This is a genomic window from Aeromonas sp. s8, assembly GCF_040907785.1.
Classification (GTDB): Bacteria; Pseudomonadota; Gammaproteobacteria; order Enterobacterales; family Aeromonadaceae; genus Aeromonas; species Aeromonas veronii.
The window spans coordinates 63,065-79,966 of the sequence record NZ_JBFOCL010000011.1 but is presented as its reverse complement, the minus strand read 5'-3'; the positions used below and the strand labels follow the sequence as shown (position 1 = coordinate 79,966).

General features: G+C 58.3%; 18 protein-coding genes. 3 read left to right on the top strand and 15 right to left on the bottom strand.

Annotation, left to right across the window (positions count from 1 at the left end):
* Positions 1–236 precede the first annotated feature (236 nt).
* The 4 genes from AB5Y86_RS02595 to potA all read right to left on the bottom strand — a co-directional run bounded on the left by AB5Y86_RS02595 (position 237) and on the right by potA (position 4,130).
* Positions 237–1,304, bottom strand: coding sequence for an extracellular solute-binding protein (locus tag AB5Y86_RS02595; RefSeq protein ID WP_368192016.1), 1,068 nt, complete (start codon positions 1,302–1,304; stop codon positions 237–239).
* Between the two features lie 81 nt (positions 1,305–1,385).
* Positions 1,386–2,156, bottom strand: coding sequence for a spermidine/putrescine ABC transporter permease PotC (gene potC, locus AB5Y86_RS02590; protein WP_005336644.1), 771 nt, complete (start codon positions 2,154–2,156; stop codon positions 1,386–1,388).
* A complete protein-coding gene (gene potB / locus AB5Y86_RS02585) occupies positions 2,153–3,040 on the bottom strand; it encodes a spermidine/putrescine ABC transporter permease PotB (RefSeq protein ID WP_368192014.1) in 888 nt (295 codons plus the stop codon). The genes potC and potB overlap by 4 nt, the downstream gene beginning before the upstream one ends.
* On the bottom strand, positions 3,027–4,130 hold the full coding sequence (gene potA / locus AB5Y86_RS02580) for a spermidine/putrescine ABC transporter ATP-binding protein PotA (protein ID WP_005351940.1): 1,104 nt from the start codon (positions 4,128–4,130) through the stop codon (positions 3,027–3,029). The genes potB and potA overlap by 14 nt, the downstream gene beginning before the upstream one ends.
* 201 nt (positions 4,131–4,331) lie before the next feature.
* On the opposite strand from potA, the gene AB5Y86_RS02575 reads away from it, so the two are divergent.
* Together AB5Y86_RS02575 and AB5Y86_RS02570 are read left to right on the top strand one after the other, a co-directional pair.
* On the top strand, positions 4,332–5,069 hold the full coding sequence (locus AB5Y86_RS02575; RefSeq protein WP_368192051.1) for a hypothetical protein: 738 nt from the start codon (positions 4,332–4,334) through the stop codon (positions 5,067–5,069).
* Positions 5,070–5,085: 16 nt separating this feature from the next.
* Positions 5,086–5,772, top strand: a complete 687-nt coding sequence (locus AB5Y86_RS02570; RefSeq protein ID WP_368192012.1) for a DUF2987 domain-containing protein — start codon at positions 5,086–5,088, stop codon at positions 5,770–5,772.
* Between the two features lie 103 nt (positions 5,773–5,875).
* Here AB5Y86_RS02570 and ttcA read toward each other — a convergent pair whose 3' ends face one another.
* The 11 genes from ttcA to ccoN all read right to left on the bottom strand — a co-directional run bounded on the left by ttcA (position 5,876) and on the right by ccoN (position 16,108).
* Positions 5,876–6,784 carry a tRNA 2-thiocytidine(32) synthetase TtcA gene (gene ttcA, locus AB5Y86_RS02565; protein ID WP_005336634.1) on the bottom strand — a complete coding sequence of 303 codons (909 nt, stop codon included), beginning with the start codon at positions 6,782–6,784 and terminating at the stop codon, positions 5,876–5,878.
* 74 nt (positions 6,785–6,858) lie between these two features.
* Positions 6,859–7,806 (bottom strand): universal stress protein UspE, encoded by a 948-nt coding sequence (gene uspE, locus AB5Y86_RS02560; protein ID WP_005345417.1) that lies wholly within the window; start codon positions 7,804–7,806, stop codon positions 6,859–6,861.
* Positions 7,807–7,946: 140 nt separating this feature from the next.
* Entirely contained in the window at positions 7,947–8,702 is a 756-nt protein-coding gene (locus AB5Y86_RS02555; protein ID WP_005351934.1) for an FNR family transcription factor, read from the bottom strand.
* Between the two features lie 68 nt (positions 8,703–8,770).
* Positions 8,771–9,457: a sulfite exporter TauE/SafE family protein gene (locus tag AB5Y86_RS02550; protein ID WP_368192010.1), complete on the bottom strand. Its 687-nt coding sequence runs from the start codon at positions 9,455–9,457 to the stop codon at positions 8,771–8,773.
* Positions 9,441–9,629, bottom strand: coding sequence for a cbb3-type cytochrome oxidase assembly protein CcoS (ccoS, locus tag AB5Y86_RS02545; protein ID WP_076491668.1), 189 nt, complete (start codon positions 9,627–9,629; stop codon positions 9,441–9,443). The genes AB5Y86_RS02550 and ccoS overlap by 17 nt, the downstream gene beginning before the upstream one ends.
* Before the next feature lie 138 nt (positions 9,630–9,767).
* Complete coding sequence (locus AB5Y86_RS02540; protein WP_368192008.1) at positions 9,768–12,152, bottom strand: heavy metal translocating P-type ATPase; 2,385 nt, start codon at positions 12,150–12,152, stop codon at positions 9,768–9,770.
* An 86-nt stretch (positions 12,153–12,238) separates the two neighbouring features.
* Complete coding sequence (locus tag AB5Y86_RS02535) at positions 12,239–12,739, bottom strand: FixH family protein (RefSeq protein WP_005345427.1); 501 nt, start codon at positions 12,737–12,739, stop codon at positions 12,239–12,241.
* 140 nt (positions 12,740–12,879) lie between these two features.
* Positions 12,880–13,863, bottom strand: coding sequence for a cytochrome-c oxidase, cbb3-type subunit III (gene ccoP / locus AB5Y86_RS02530; protein ID WP_021230094.1), 984 nt, complete (start codon positions 13,861–13,863; stop codon positions 12,880–12,882).
* Entirely contained in the window at positions 13,863–14,042 is a 180-nt protein-coding gene (locus AB5Y86_RS02525; protein WP_005336620.1) for a CcoQ/FixQ family Cbb3-type cytochrome c oxidase assembly chaperone, read from the bottom strand. Before AB5Y86_RS02525 ends, ccoP begins: the two co-directional genes overlap by 1 nt.
* A 10-nt stretch (positions 14,043–14,052) precedes the next feature.
* Complete coding sequence (ccoO, locus tag AB5Y86_RS02520; RefSeq protein ID WP_005336618.1) at positions 14,053–14,667, bottom strand: cytochrome-c oxidase, cbb3-type subunit II; 615 nt, start codon at positions 14,665–14,667, stop codon at positions 14,053–14,055.
* 16 nt (positions 14,668–14,683) lie between these two features.
* The gene (gene ccoN, locus AB5Y86_RS02515; RefSeq protein WP_005336616.1) at positions 14,684–16,108 is read right to left on the bottom strand and encodes a cytochrome-c oxidase, cbb3-type subunit I; all 1,425 of its coding nucleotides are present in this window, start codon (positions 16,106–16,108) and stop codon (positions 14,684–14,686) included.
* 281 nt (positions 16,109–16,389) lie between these two features.
* Here ccoN and AB5Y86_RS02510 point away from each other — a divergent pair, with 281 nt between their 5' ends.
* On the top strand, positions 16,390–16,851 hold the full coding sequence (locus tag AB5Y86_RS02510; RefSeq protein ID WP_368192006.1) for a hypothetical protein: 462 nt from the start codon (positions 16,390–16,392) through the stop codon (positions 16,849–16,851).
* The last annotated feature ends 51 nt before the right edge of the window (positions 16,852–16,902 follow it).

The following is a 16,902-nucleotide window of genomic DNA, read 5'->3' as shown; positions in this document are numbered from 1 at the left end:
TCTTCCTTGAGGTCACGCAAAAAACACTCAGTGGTCAGCCACTATCTGGTGTGGTCCTGGCTGGTACATTGGGTTGATTTTCGAGCCGATGGGCCAGCTTGATGGAGGCCAGACACTAGGCGCGCCATGTGTCGATCGGTGTGCTGTCGTGTTTAGGCATCGAAGAGGTGAAGATGAAAAAGGGAGCGATTGCTCCCTTAATCCATTAAGCCCGTCAGGGTCGATTAACCGCCGACTTAACCCGCCTTGGCCACCATGGCTTTCAACTGCAGGAAGTACTGCTCGTAGAGGCGGGAGGCATCACCCACATCGGACTGGAACTCGCCCTTACGTTTGATCTCGTCGCACGGGAAGACCATGGGGTTGTTGCGAAACGCCGGGGTGAGCAGGGGAATGGCATCCTTGACCGGGGTGGGGTAACCAATCGCCTCGGCCACCTTGGCGGCCACATCGGGGCGCATCAGGAAGTTGATCAGGGCGTGCGCCTCCTTCACATGCTTGGCCTTGGCCGGGATGGCGAGGTTGTCCATCCAGAGCACGGCGCCTTCTTCGGGGTAGGTCATCTGGATGGAGGGGTATTCGCGCTGGGCGCCGTAGGCCGAGCCGTTCCACAGCATACCGATATTGACCTCACCAGCGATGAAGGGGTCGGCCGGGTTGTCGGAGTTGAACGCCTTGACGTTGGGCATCAGCTTTTTCAGGTATTCGAACGCTTCGGCAATTTGCGCCTTGTCCTGGGTGTTGGGGCTGTAACCCAGTTGCACCAGCGCGATATGGAACACCTCGCGGGCATCGTCCATCAGCAGCAGGCTCTCTTTCCACTCCGGTGCCCAGAGTTGCTTCCAGCTGGTAACCGGCTGTTCGATGATATCGGTGTTGGTGCCGATCCCGGTTGCGCCCCAGATATAGGGGATGGAGTAGCGGTTGTCCGGGTCGTACTCGTGGTTGAGCAGGGTGGGGTCGAGGTGCTTGAAGTTGGGCAGCTGGGCGCGATCCAGCGGCTGCAGCATCCCCTCTTTGGCCATTTTCGAGATGAAATAGGTGCTGGGCACCACCACGTCATAGCCGTCGCCATGGGTTTTCAGCTTGGCGTAGAGGGTCTCGTTGGATTCGTAGGTGGAGTAGATCACCTTGATACCGGTCTCTTGCTGGAACTGCTCCAGCAGGCCGTCCGGCACATATTCCGACCAGTTGTAGAAGTAGACCACCTTGTCGTCGGCCGCGTGAGCGCTCTGGCTCTGCAGCGGGGTGGTGAGGGTGAGGGCGGCTGCCAGCAGGGCGCCGGCCTTGTGTTGGATTGTCATCAACAACTCCTTGGGGTTATGGGGCCTTGCGGCCCACCGTGACAGAGTTCGCCAAAGATGGCGGGGACGAAACGGGCAGGGTTAACCCTGCCGTTTACGCAGTAACAGTTGCGCCAGCAGCACCATCCCGAGGGAGGCGACCAGCATCAGGGTGGCCAGGGCGTTGACCTCGGGGGAGACCCCCACCTTGACCATGGAGTAGATCTTGAGCGGCAGGATCTCGTACGCCGGGCCGGTCACAAAGGAGCTCACCACCACGTCATCCAGCGACAGGGTAAAGGAGAGCAGCCAGCCCGCCATCACCGCCGGCAGGGCCAGCGGCAGTATGATGCGGCGCAGGATGATCCACTCGCCAGCCCCCAGATCCCGCGCCGCCTCCAGCATCCGCACATCGAAGCCGCACAGCCGCGAGTAGACGGTGATCACCACGAACGGCAGGCAGAAGGTGATGTGGGCGATCAGCAGCGACCAGAAGCCGAGCGCAATGCCGGTCACTACAAACAGGGTCAGCAGCGAAATGGCCATCACGATATCGGGGGACATCATTACCACAAACAGCATGCCGCTCACGTACTGCTTGCCGCGAAAACGGTAGCGAAACAGTGCCACGGCGGTGAGGGTGCCGATCAGGGTGGCGGCGGTGGCGGTGAGGGCTGCGATGGTCAGGGAGTGCTGGGCCGCCTGCATTAGGCTGGCGCTGGCAAATAGCTTCTCATACCAGCCAAGGGTAAAGCCGCGCCAGTCGATGCCATATTTCGACAGGTTGAAGGAGTTGGCGATCAGCACCCCGATGGGCACATAGAGATAGCCAAACACCAGCAGCAGGAACAGAGCTTTCAGTGCGCGCATCATGCCAGCTCCCCCTTCTTGCTGAGCAGCTTGCCCGCCCGCCAGTAGCTGTAGACCAACAGTGCCATCAGCACCGTCAGCATCACGCTGATGGCGGCGCCGAAGGGCCAGTCACGGCTGTTGAGGAACTGGGTCTTGATCAGGTTGCCAATCAGCAAGTGCTTGGCGCCCCCCAGCAGATCGGAGACATAGAACATCCCCATGGCGGGCAGGAACACCAGCAGACAACCGGCGATGATGCCGGGCAGGGTGAGGGGCAAAATGATCCGCATCAGCCGCTGCCAGCCGTTGGCGCCAAGATCTCGCGCCGCCTCCAGCAAACGGCCATCCAGCTTTTCGATGCTGGAGTAGAGCGGCAGCACCATAAAGGGGAGCAGCACATAGACCAGCCCGATGATGACGGCCACCTCGGTATACATCATCTGCAGCGGCCGCTCGATAAGCCCCAGATCCAGCAGCCAGCCATTGATCAGTCCCCGGGTGCCGAGCAGCACCTTCAGCGCATAGGTGCGAATGAGAGAGTTGGTCCAGAACGGCACCACCACCAGAAACAGCAGCAGCGGGCGGATACGTGCTGGCAGATGGGCCAGCAGCCAGGCAAAGGGGTAGCCCACCAGCAGGCAGATGGCGGTGGCGAGCAGCGCCAGCCAGAGGGAGTGGAGCAGCACCTCAAAATAAAGGGGGTCCAGCAGGCGGCCATAGTTGCTCAGGGTAAAGAGCGGCGCGATAAGCTCGGACTCGTCACGGGTCAGGAAGCTGACGCCGATGATCATCAGGTTGGGCAGGAAGACAAACAGCGTCAGCCAGCCCAGGATCAGCGCGATGGCCCCGTTGCGAAAGCCGTTGTGGGCAAAGCTGTGCGGTACCCGCAGATTAGTGAGGCTCATAGGGCAGCACCACCTCCCAGCTGTCGACCCAGTGGATCGCCACCTCCTGACCCAGACGGTAGTCAAAGTCGGGGTCATCCTCGTCGAAGAACTCGGAGATAAGCAGCTGTTTGCCACTTTCGAGTTCGATCACCGAATCCAGCGTCGCCCCCTTGTAGTTGCGCTCGCGGATATTGCCCCGTAGCGCACCGCTCTGATCGTCATCCTGATCGAGAATGCGCAGATCTTCCGGGCGCAGCAGCACCAGCACCTTGTCGTCTGGCTGGAACGGCAAGGTGGTATGAAGCAGGCACTCGCGCCCCTCTACCTCCGCTTGCCAGATACCGGGTTCGCGCTGACTGATCAGCTTTCCATCCATCACGTTGATCTCGCCGATAAAGCGGGCCACGAACAGGTTGGCTGGCGATTCGTAGATATCGCGCGGGGTGCCGCGCTGGATGATCTTGCCCCCCTCCATCACCAGGATGCGATCAGACATGGTGAGTGCCTCTTCCTGATCATGGGTAACGAAGACAAAGGTGATGCCAAGGCGACGCTGCAGCGCCTTGAGCTCGCTCTGCATCTGCTTGCGCAGCTTGTAGTCGAGCGCCGAGAGGGATTCGTCGAGCAGCAGCAGACGGGGCTTATTGACCACGGCGCGGGCAATGGCGACCCGTTGTTGCTGACCGCCGGAGAGCTGATCCGGGCGGCGATTGGCCAGCTCGGTGAGCTGCACCATGGCGAGGGTCTCCTCGACCCGCTGGCGGATCTCGCTGGCAGGCACTTTCTGCATCTCGAGGCCAAAGGCGACGTTTTCAAACACCGTCATATGGGGGAAGAGCGCATAGCTCTGGAACACGGTGTTGATGTGCCTGTGTTCGGCGGGGATATGGGTGATCTCGTCACCGGCCAGATGGATGGTGCCACCGTCGACCGATTCGAGCCCGGCCAGCAGGCGCAGCAGGGTGGTCTTGCCACAGCCGGAAGGGCCCAGCAGGGTAAGAAATTCACCGTCATAGATTTCAAGGTCAAGGTCACTCAGGATCACCTTGCCATCGTATTTTTTGCTGATCTTGTTCAGCGCGACAATTACCTGTGGATTGTTCATCATCCGCCAGTCTCACCCCAGCCAGTGGCCATCGTGTTGAAAGAGGGCCGCATTCTATGCAGCCGACACATGAAATTAAAGGCTTTTTGGCCCGAATTAGCCGCAAGTGCGCAGGAAAAACGGCTACGAATAGCAGACCAAATCGCTATAATGTGCCACCTGATTTGGTCGTTTTCGATATTGGATAGTCAATTGAGTAATAAAATGCGTATTGGCGGCTCCCTTGAGCAGTCTCTGAACCAGGGCTACCGCCTTGATCTGAAAGGGGTCATCCAGGAGGGATGGCAACAGACCCGCCGTACCGGATTTGGCCTGCTGCTGGCGATTGTCGGGGTGACGGCGATCTGGATCCTGCTTAGCAATGTGCTGCTGTTGCCCTATCTGGGGGATGACAGCCAGATGAATGTGGCCATGGTGCTGAGCTTGCTGATGACGGTGGTGATGGCCCCCATGACCAGCTCCCTCGATATGCTGGGGTTGCAGCAGTCGGTCGGGGTGCGCGCCCGCGCCAACCAGGTGTTCGACTTCTTCCGCCACTTTGTACGCCTCGGCATGTTGAGCCTGCTTGGCAGTCTGCTCACCAGCCTGTTTGGCCCGCTGTTCGGTCTGCTGGGATTGCCCGCCGTACTCTCTTTCATCCCCTCGGCCCTGATCGGCATGGGGCTGCTCTTTACCGTACCTCTGGTGCTGGAGCGCGGCCTGACGCCGCCCCAGGCCATTCTGGTCTCTCTCAAGCTCTTTGCGCGCGGCTGGCCCAGCATTGTGCTGTTCCACGGCGTGATGACCGCGCTCTTCTTCCTGGCTCTGATCCCCATGGGGTTGGGGCTTATCTGGGTGGCACCGCTCTATTTCAACTGCAAGGGGATCCTCTATCGGGATCTCTGCGGGGTGGGGGTAGAGGTTAACGAGGTGGCAGAAGGCCCCAACCATTTCAATGCATGATGCAAAAGGACGTTGAATGACCCGTCGATATGGAGTGACCAAGGTTTTGCGCCAGAGTCTGCTGGCCACGCTCTTGCTGCCTGGGCTGGCACTGGCTGAGCCGGTGCTGGATCTGCAATACAGCACCTTCTACAGCCAGATGAAGACCTTTGCCAAAGGGGAGTTTGGTCACGCCAGACTGGGGTTTTATCTGACCGATCCGCAAAATGGTCAGCGCTGTGGCCTCACTTTTGCCCGGGTTGCAACCGACAGCAAGGAAGTGGCGGGCGAGGTAACGGTCGATAGCGAACTGCGCCTGCCTTTTGATGAGGATCTCAACCTCGACAAGGGGATCGTGACGGTTGGCCTGAAAGAAGAGCACGCTACATGCGATATGACGGTACAGGTGATGGCCGACGCACCGAATGGCCCCGAACTGCCGCTGGCCGAGCTGGCGGCCAGTCAGCAGCAGATGCAGTCGTTGCTCGACAAGATGGCGGGCATGGTCGGCAAGCACTTCCTGCCGAAGATGGAAGGGGTACGTATTACCCTGGTGCAGCAGAGCGGCACTGCTTATCTGATTGATGGCGCCCGTCAGGAGGCGCTGCCCTGGCAGGCAGGCCACCTGCTGCTGAGCAATGAGCAACTGGCCGCGTTCGCTGCCGGGCAACTGCGCCTGCAGGGTGACGTGCTGCGACTGACCCCCTGGTTGCACAAAGGCTGATGCTGGTGGTGCTGTCACCGCAGTGACAGGCCAATCCAGAAAGCAAAAAAGGAGCGATTATCGCTCCTTTTTTATTGCGTGGCGTTTGCCCTGTGAACGCGGCTTAGCGCACTTCAATCACATCCAGCATGTCCATCTCGTCGATATCCAGCAGCGGCGCCTTTGGCATCTCGGGTGGATCAAACGCCTTGTCGCCACCATCGATGATGCCGGAGTCGCGGTTGATGCTCTTGAAGTCAAACAGCTTGTGATCGAGCAGGTGGCTCGGGATCACGTCCTGAATGGCGGTGAACATGGTCTCGATACGACCGGGGAAGCGGCGATCCCAATCCTGCATCATCTGCTTGATGGCCTGACGCTGCAGGTTCTCCTGCGAGCCGCACAGGTTACACGGAATGATGGGGAAGGCTTTGACGTCGGCGTAGCGGATCAGATCCTTCTCTTTGCAGTAGGCCAGCGGGCGGATCACCACGTTCTTGCCATCATCGCTCACCAGCTTGGGCGGCATGGACTTGAGCTTGCCACCGTAGAACATGTTGAGGAACAGGGTCTCGAGGATGTCGTCGCGGTGGTGGCCAAGGGCAATCTTGGTGCAACCCAGCTCTTGGGCGGTGCGGTAGAGAATACCGCGACGCAGCCGTGAGCAGAGGGAGCAGGTAGTTTTGCCTTCCGGTACCTTCTCCTTGACGATGGAGTAGGTATCTTCCTCGACGATCTTGTACTCGATGCCGAGGGAATCCAGATACTCGGGCAGCACATGCTCGGGGAAACCGGGCTGCTTCTGATCCAGGTTGACGGCAACCAGATCGAAATGGATGGGGGCGCTGGCTTTGAGGCTCATCAGTATGTCGAGCATACCGAAGCTGTCCTTGCCGCCGGAGAGGCAGACCATGACCTTGTCGCCCTCTTCAATCATGTTGAAGTCGGCAATGGCCTGACCCACGTTGCGCCGCAGGCGCTTCTGCAGTTTGTTAAAACTGTATTTTTCTTTGGCGTTCAGCTCTTCTAGCATGCTCGTAAAACCCGGGACACAAATAAGCGCGTTATTATAGCCATGTCCCGGGGGAGGGCAAGGTGCCAGGCACCTTATGATTGATTGCGACGACTGTCGACCGGGCAGCTGTAGTCCGCCGGTTTGAGGATCAGGATGTCGCAGGAGAGGCGGTCAATCACATGTTCGGCGGTATTGCCGAGCAAAGCTGCAGAAAGACCGGTACGGCCGACGCAGCCCATGATCATCAGGGTCGCCTTGAGCTCTTCGGCCATATCCGGCAACACCTCTTCCGGTAGCCCCTCTGCAACCCGGGTCCAGAGATGACCGATCCCGAACTTGTCGGCATGGCTGAGCAGCAGGCTTTCGTGGTGTTTGCGGATCGCTTCGTTATAGGCGTTGGGATCAAACTCCGGCAGCTCGATGGCCACGTTGACCGGGGTGCCCGGGTAGGTGTTGACCAGATAGAGATTGGAGCCCAGCAGCTCGGCGATGTCGCTTCCCTCCTGGGTGATCCGTTCGTTGAGCAGTTTCTGATCCGGATCGTCGCTTGAGCAGTTGATGGCGGCGATGATGTTGCCGCCCCGTTGCCAGTGACCCTCTTTGACCAGCAGCACCGGACAGGGGCATTTGCGCAGCAGGTGCCAGTCGGTGGGGGTAAAGATGAAGGTTTGCAGGAAGCTGTGATGGTGAGTGGCTTTGACCACCAGGTCGTGGCGCTGCTCCAGCACTTCCTGAATGACACACTCGAAGGGACGATTGTGCCAGACTACTTTCACTTCGCACTCGATCCCCTGTGCCCGATAGGGGGTCAGGATCTCGTCCAGCCACTCACGTCGCTGTGAAATGACGCCATCACGCATCTCTTGCCGCTCGTCCACCGAGAGCATGGCGGTCATTTCATACGAGAAGTCATAGATGGTGAGCAGCAGGGTCAGATGGGCGTTTTCGTCCAGCTCGGCGACTTTGACTGCCCGTTCGAGGGCGATTTGACGCTCCTCTTCTGGATTGATAACCACCAGAATATTCTGATATTTGACCATCTTCTCCTCCTTGGAAAAGTCCAATGACAGCAGAATCTTAGCCATTACAGCTTAGCGCAGGGGGAGGGTATGGGGAACGTACCGGATCACATTCCAGAGGAAAGGATCCGGCAGAGAAAGCAGGAGAGTAAGCGGAAAAATCAGCCGCAGGGCGGGCGAGTTGCACCGGCCATCATGCCCAGCGCGACCTGATCAAGCACGGTAATGTATTTGCCTTTGACGCTGATGAGACCGGACTTCTGGAAGCGGCCGAGCAGACGACTGATGGTCTCGACGGTCAGACCCAGATAGTTGCCAATGTCACCACGGGTCATGGAGAGACGGAACTCCTTGGCGGAGAAGCCGCGTTCGGAGAAGCGTACCGACAGATTGTGCAGGAAGGCGGCGAGGCGCTCTTCGGCATTTTTCTTGGAGAGCAGCAGGATCATCTCCTGATCGCCCATGATTTCGCTACTCATCAGACGCATGATCTGCTGGCGCAGTTTGGGCATCTTGCCGGAGAGATCATCCAGCACTTCAAACGGGATCTCGCACACCATGGCCGTTTCCAGCGCCTGGGCGAAGGAGGGGTGGGCCTGCTTGTTGATGGCATCAAAACCGACCAGATCGCCAGCGAGGTGGAACGCAGTGATCTGCTCATCCCCTTGCTCGGTGATGGTGTAAGACTTGATGGTCCCGGAGCGGATGGCATAGAGCGATTTGAACTCATCGCCAGCCTTGAACAGCTCTTCACCCTTCTGAATCGGCTTCTTGCGCTCGATGATGCTGTCCAGCTGATCAAGCTCGTTGTCGTTCAGAGTGAAGGGGATACAGAGCTGACTGATGCTGCAATCCTGGCAATGAATTGCACAGCCACCGCTCTGGATACGTCTGCCAGGTTTCTTTTCCGGGATCATAGGCTCATACGAATAATTGATTTATATCAAACAAGTTTACCATCAACTCATCCGTTTTGGATAGGGTTTCAAAAGGAAGCAATGCCAATCCAGAAGGTATGCACCCCGAACAAAATGAGCAGCAGGGCACCGCCAAGGCGCAAACTGCGCAGGGTGAGCCAGTATCTCAGGCGATCGGCAAGCCCGCCCAACGCAAACAGGGTGGGCAGGGTACCGAGACCAAAAAAGAGCATGATCAGTGCCCCGCCGCTGGCCGAACCGGCCGCCGCACTCCAGGTCAGCATGGAGTAGACCAGCCCGCAGGGGAGCCAACCCCACACCATGCCAAAGGGCAGTGCCTGCACAGGCGAGGTGAAGGGGAGAAATTTGCCCGCCAGCGGTTTGATACGGGGCCAAAGTCTTGCGCCGAGCCGCTCCAGCAGCAAGATCCCTTGCCACCAGCCCGCCAGATAGAGACCAAGCGCAATCATCAATAGCGCTGCCACGAGACGCAAGCCGGCAATAGCGTGTTTGCCTGCGCCCAGCTCGCTGGTGGTGGCGAGCAGGCCGCCCACCAAGGCTCCTGCGATGACATAGCTCAGGATCCGGCCGAAGTTGTAGTTGAGCAGATAGGCAAGCCGCCCCCAAAAATGCTGCTTGTTGGCGGGCATCGCCATGGAGAGCGCGGCGGAGACGCCACCGCACATGCCGATACAGTGGGCAGAGCCTGCCAGTCCGACCAGCAGGGCGCCGGCCAGATCAAGGTTGTGGGTCATGGTCAGCAGGCTTTACGGGTTTGTGGGTGGGTTGCTCTTCGTCAAATAGGATGTTGGAACCCTGCCGGTCGAGATCTTCAAACTGCTCGGAGCGAATGGCCCAGAAGAAGACGACCCCGGCGATGATCACAAACAGGATAGCGATGGGGATCAGGACAAAAATTATATTCATGAGAGGTACCTTGGCGTTCATCCTTGGCAAGCGTCCCCTATGGTAACCCTGTTCGGGCAGGGGGCCAGCCGCTATCAGTGAGAAATGTGGCCTGCATCGGAGGCAGGCCACATTTTCAGCAATTTTCCGCCACCAGCCTCATCGGTTGAGGCGCATGGAGTTGGTCACCACGATGAGTGAACTGAGCGACATGCCCGCCGCCGCCAGATAGGGGGGCAGCCAGCCGCAGGCCGCCAGCGGCAACACCAGCAGGTTGTAACCGATGGACCAGGCGAAGTTCTCGATGATGATCTTGCGGGTACGCATTGCCAGCACTCTGGCCTCGAGCAGTCGGCTCAGGTCATCGGCCAGCAGGATGGCATCGGCGCTGTTTTTCGCCAGATCGGTGCCACCAGCCATGGCAAACGAGGCGTGAGCGCCAGCCAGTACCGGCGCGTCGTTGATGCCATCGCCCACCATGATGCTGATATCCCCTTGGGCTTCCCGAGCCTTGAGATAGGCCAGCTTGCCATCGGGCGAGACCCCCTTGACCAGCTCATCCACGCCCAGCTCGCGGGCAATCTCGTCTGCCTGCAGAGAGCTGTCGCCAGTCAGCACGGTAGTTTGCAGACCTGCCGCCTTGAATGCCGCGATCAGCGCCCTGGCATCGGGGCGCAGGGTATCTTCCAGATTGAAGCGGGCCAAGACCTGCTGCTCGTCGGCCAGATAGATAGCCAGACCGCGGCCGCGTTCTTGCGCCGGATCCAGCCCAAGCCAGCGGGCACTGCCGATGCGGTAGCGTACGCCATCCACCAGCGCTGTGATGCCGTGACCGATGACAGGGGTGATCTCGCGGGCGGATGGCAGTACGGCGATGCTGTCGGCGGGCAGTCGGAAGGCGCGGGCAATGGGATGTTCGGATTGCGCCTCCATAGCCCGAGCGATGGCGAGGCAGTGCGCCTCGTCCACCTCTGCCAAGGTAGTTATGCCGGTCAGACTGATCTCACCTGTGGTCAGGGTGCCAGTCTTGTCCATCACGATGCGGTTGGCTTTGGTCAGCACGTCCAGCACATGACCACGGCGCAGCAGAATGCCGTTGCGGGTCAGATTGGCGGTGGCCGAGGTCAACGCCGTCGGGGTGGCCAGCGACAGGGCACAGGGGCAAGTGGCAACCAGCACGGCGAGGGTGACCCAGAACGCCTGATCCGGTTGATGGAAGTGCCAGAAGGTCCAGACCGCCGCGGCAATGATCAGCAGCACCAGAATAAAGTGGCGCGACAGCTGATCCGCCATCTGGGCGATGGCCGGTTTATCATCGAGGGCGTGATCCTGCAGCCGCATGATCTGGGCGATCCGCGACTCTTCAATACGGTGGCTGACCCTGATCTGCAGCGGAGCATCCGTGTTGATAGTGCCGGCATAGACCTGATCGCCGGGCTGTTTGAGCAGGGGCAGCTGTTCACCGGTCAGCATGGATTCGTTGAGGCTGGCTTGCCCTTCGACAATGATGCCATCCGCCGGTAAGGTTGCTCCGGCCAGCACCCGCACCCGATCGCCGACCTGCAAGGTCTTGGCCGCTACCTCATGCTCCCCTTCATCATCGATGCGGGTCGCCATGATGGGCACCAGTCGCGCCAGGTTGGAGCTCGATTCCGACGCCTTGCGTCGGGCCCGTAACTCGAGAAAGCGCCCCAGCAGCAGGAAGAAGACGAACATGGTGATGGAGTCGTAATAGACCTCACCGGTATTGAACACGGTGGCCCACATGGAGGCGATAAAAGCCCCGATCAGCGCCAGCGACACCGACACATCCATCGACAGGTGACCCTGTTTCAGGGTGCGCCAGGCACCCACGTAAAAGGGCTGGGCCGAGTAGATCATGATGGGGGTGGAGAGCAGCAGGCTTATCCACTTGAAGTAGACCATGAACTCATCTTCAACGCTGATGAAGAGATCCATGTAGAGGGCCACGGCGCACATCATCACCTGCATTGAGCCAAGCCCCGCCAGTGCCAGCCGGAACATATAGCTGCGCACCTCTTTGGCGTAGAGCGCCTCCTGTTGATGGGTCTGGAACGGATAGGCGCGATAGCCGATCTGGGCAAATCCCTTGAGGATGTCACTCAGGGAGAGCAGCTCCGGATCCCACTTGATGCGGGCCCGGTGGGTGGTGGTGTTGACATTGATGTAGCGCAGGCCCGTCAGTGTCATCAGGTGGCGTTCGATAAGCCAGGCACAGGCGGCGCAGGTGAGCCCTTCAACTGTCAGCTGGATTTCGCGAAGGGTACCGCTGTCGGTGACAAAATCCTGTTGCACTTCTGCCAGATCGTAGTGGGTGAGGGCGGCCAGCTCCTCGGGCACCAGATCCCCCTTGGTGCCGGGAGCGGTGCGGTGATCGTAGTAACTGGCGAGGCCGCACTCCATGATGGTCTCTGCCACAGCCTGACAACCGGGGCAGCACATGGGGCGAACAATCCCCTTTATCTCGAGGGCATAACCACTATTGGCGGGTACCGGCTCGCCACAGTGAAAGCAGGGGGTCATGCGTTATGCCCCCCTGAATGCAGAATGCAAGCAGCAGGGGCGGTGGCGAGAACCGGCTCGCCACAGTGAGAACAGCCGGTCATGGCTTAGCGTCCTTTCGGGTCGAGTTCGACAGGGGCCAGGGTGGGCAGCTGGACGGTCTCTTGCAATCGCCACTGGTGATCGAAGGCATCGACCCGAATGTGCCACTTGCCGACCAGCGGCTTGTCGAAATGGAGGCGATAGGTGCCGCTCGCATCGGCGGTGATCATGTGTTCGCTGTCCTGACCGGCCAAGGTCGGGTGGAACAATGAGAGATAGAGAGCTTGCCCGGCAGGAATGTCACCGCTGATGGGTTTGAGGGTCAGCTCGTTGCCGTCAACTTCCAGCCCAAAGCGGATATTGAGCGCTTCGGAGCGGTCAAACTTGCTCAAGTCCTGATTGATCTCTTTCCCTTGTTTGTAATAGTCCTCGGCCACCAGATTGACCCCATCCTTGCTGGCGATGATGGCGGTGGCGATACTGCCGACAACGGCGGCAGTGGGGAGGGCGATGATAAACCAGGGCCAGAATTGGCGATACCACGGTTTGGATAGAGGTTGGGTCATGATTGCTACTGCCATGAAACGAATGATTAACGTGGAAGATGGTTTTTACGCAACACAAGATAACAAAAAGCCTCGAGGAGTCGAGGCTTTTTGCTGTGTAATCACGTGTTTATCACATGTTACAACGTTACGGGCGAACCTTATTTGGCAGACTGTTGATGAGACAGGCTGTAAACGTAGGAGGCCAGCAGGTGAACCTTGTCCTCACCCAGAATGTCTTTCCAGGCTGGCATCACGCCGTGACGACCGTGGGTGATGGTTTGCACCACCACTTCGCGGGAGCCACCGTAGAGCCAGGTGTTGTTGGTCAGATCTGGCGCACCGACGGCAACACCGCCCTTGGCATCGGCCCCGTGGCAGGCAGCGCAGATGGCGAAGCGTGCTTCACCTTTCTTCGCTTCCACCAGGTCGACCTTGCGACCGGAGAGGCTCAGCACATAGGAGGCCACTTCCTGAACGCCATCTTTGCCGAGGATTTCACCCCAGGCAGCCATGATCCCCTGACGACCGCCCATGATGGTGGTCTTGATTTGATCAGGCTGGCCGCCCCATTGCCATTCGCTGTCGGTCAGGTTCGGGAAGCCGCGACCACCACGGGCATCGGAGCCGTGACACTGGGAGCAGTTCTGCAGGAACAGACGCTGACCCACTTTCAGGGCTTCCGGATCCTTGGCGATCTCGGTGATGGCACGATAGGTTTTGCCATCCGCTTCATAGGTGAGTTCACGGAACTTGGCGCCGTAGATCTCGTCAGCCTTGGCGACCTCACGGTCATACTCCACCGCGCGACCTTCAGCCTTGGCCGATTCGGTTGCAGCCTTGGACTCGGCCAGCGAGCGCACGTCCTGGTTGGAACTTTGCCAGCCCAGCAGGCCTTTGAAGTTGCCAAGCCCCGGGAAGGCGACCAGATAGACCAGACCGGTGACGATGAAGAAGAGGAACATGTAAGTCCACCACTTCGGCAGCGGGTTGTTGATCTCCTCGATACCATCGAAGGAGTGACCCATCGATTTGCCTTCTTCAACACCCATCTTGTCCTTGCGGCACCACATCAGCAGCAAGAAGCAGCCGAGGATGGTTCCCAGACTGATGACAGTCACAAAAATGCTAAACAGAGTGCTCATTATTGTTTCGCTCCTGCGTTCTTTTTATCAGCACCGGGTTGCTCATCATCGGCAAAAACCAGATTGGCAGCCTCGTCGAAAGAGGTCTTGCGGCGTTTGCTGTAGGCCCAGACGATGATGCCAATCATGATGGCCATCAACAGCAGGGTATACAGACCGCGAAATGTGCCGTAGTCCATCTTCGCCTCCTTATTTCAGGGCATGACCCAGTGATTGCAGATAGGCCACCAGCGCATCCAGCTCGGTTTTGCCCTTGACGGCTTCGCCCGCACCCTGAATATCGGCGTCGGTATAGGGCACACCGAAGTGATCGCGGAACAGCGCCAGCTTCTTGGCGGTCATCTCGCCGGTCAGCACATTGGTATCAAGCCAGGGATAGGCGGGCATGTTGGATTCCGGTACCACATCGCGCGGGTTGATCAGGTGAACCTTGTGCCACTCGTCGGAGTAACGGCCACCGACACGGGCCAGATCCGGACCGGTACGCTTGGAGCCCCACAGGAAGGGGTGCTCCCAGACGCTCTCGCCTGCGACCGAGTAGTGACCGTAACGCTCGGTTTCGGCACGGAACGGACGGATCATCTGGCTGTGGCAGTTGGTGCAGCCTTCGCGAATGAAGATGTCGCGTCCTTCCATCTGCAGAGCGGTGTAGGGCTTGAGACCCTCCACCGGCTCGGTGGTTTGCTTTTGGAAGAACAGCGGAGTGATTTCAACCAAGCCCCCCAAACTGATGGCGAAGATGATGCCGACCACCAGCATGGGAACGCTTTTTTCAAATATTTCGTGACGGTTATTGTTGCTCATGGGTTGACCTCTTCAATCATGCTGGCTGGGCGACAGGTTCCAGAGAACCTTTGGGCGCAGTGATGGTGCGATAGGCGTTGTAAGCCATCAGCAACATGCCGGTGACGAAGAAGCAGCCACCCAGGAAGCGCACGAAATAGAAGGGATAGGATGCCTGCAGCGCTTCAACGAAGCTGTAGGTCAGGGTGCCGTCTTCGTTGACTGCACGCCACATCAGGCCCTGCATCACGCCGGAAATCCACATGGCAACGATGTAGAGCACGGTGCCCACGGTCGCCAGCCAGAAGTGAACGTTGATCAGCTTGACGCTGTACATCCGGCCCTGGCCGAACAGGTTCGGGATCAGGTGATAGACTGCACCGATGGAGACCATGGCAACCCAGCCCAGCGCACCGGAGTGCACGTGACCAACGGTCCAGTCGGTGTAGTGGGAGAGGGCGTTGACGGTTTTGATCGCCATCATCGGGCCTTCGAAGGTCGACATGCCGTAGAAAGAGAGGGAGACGATCAGGAAGCGCAGGATGGGGTCATAACGCAGTTTGTGCCAGGCACCGGAGAGGGTCATGATGCCGTTGATCATACCGCCCCAGGAGGGTACGAACAGGATCAGGGACATCACCATGCCGAGGGACTGTGCCCAGTCAGGCAGTGCGGTGTAGTGCAGGTGGTGCGGACCGGCCCAGATATAGAGGGAGATCAACGCCCAGAAATGCACGATGGAGAGGCGATAGGAGTAAACCGGACGACCGGCCTGCTTGGGCACGAAGTAGTACATCATCCCGAGGAAGCCAGCGGTCAGCAGGAAGCCTACCGCGTTGTGGCCATACCACCACTGCACCATGGCGTCCATGGCGCCGGAGTACATGGAGTAGGACTTCATGCCGGAGAGCGGCACTTCCATGTTGTTGACAATGTGCAGCACCGCAACGGTGATGATGAAGGCGCCGAAGAACCAGTTCGCCACATAGATGTGGGAGGTGGTGCGCTTCATCAGTGTGCCGAAGAAGACGATGGCATAGGCGACCCATACCACAGTGATGGCGATATCGATCGGCCACTCCAGCTCGGCATACTCTTTGGCGGAGGTGTAACCCAGCGGCAGAGAGATGGCGGCAGAGAGAATGATTGCTTGCCAGCCCCAGAAGACGAAGGTTGCCAGCGGGCCACCAAACAGTCTGGTTTGACAGGTGCGCTGCACCACGTAGAACGAGGTGGCCATCAGTGCACTGACGCCGAAGGCGAAGATCACTGCGTTGGTATGGAGGGGCCGCAGACGACTGTAAGTCAGCCACGGGGTCTCGAAGTTGAGGGCAGGCCAGATCAACTGGGCTGCGATCAGTACGCCAACCGACATGCCGACAATTCCCCAGACAATCGTCATGACGGTAAACTGGCGAACAACGGTGTAGTTGTACTCAGGATGGTTAGTTGTATGGCTCATCGTTATATTCCGCTTCCGATGCTGCTGTTGTTTGGTTTTGAATCCGGAGAACCGGACTGGCTTCATCAGCCACCGCCGACCAGTTGTTAACATCTGTTAACGAAAGGAAAAGCAAAAGATGGCTAAATGAAAACTGCATGGGAATGATACTGAACTGACAGGTAAAATAACAGTATAAACAGTGATATATTTGGCTCCGTCCGGTCTCGATATGGCAGTTTTTTACCTTGTTCGAGATCACAAAAAACTATTTTAATTGCATCTTAATCGGGCTGTTTTTGATGAAAGAGAGACTTACCGCACGTAAAGTTTTGCACCTCGTACTGGTATTGGCGCTGTTATTGGCGCTGATGGCCTATCGCACCTGGTTTTCGGCCGATCAAAGCGTCTCTGCTGACCAGAAAAAAGATCAGATTTGTGATCTTTCCCACACCCCTTGCAGCGCGCTGATTGGTGACAAGTCGCTGACGGTCGCCATCAAGGAATTACCGCTGCGCGCTGAACATGACTTTGCCATCGCTATTACCGGCGGCGATCCGGCCATCAAACCGGTGAAAGCGACACTCGAAGGCAAAGATATGTTTATGGGCACCATTCCGGTGAGCTTTGAAGAAATAGACGGACAGTGGCAGGGGGTCACCCAGGTGGGGAGTTGTACATCACCCGTCATGATCTGGTTGTTAAATATCGAGTGGAGTAATGGTCAACGCCAGCAATTGGCGCTTTCCGTTGCCCGGGAATAACGGCGCAAGAGGTGGGGAGTGGAAAAAATATTTGAAATTTCCCGGCCAGGC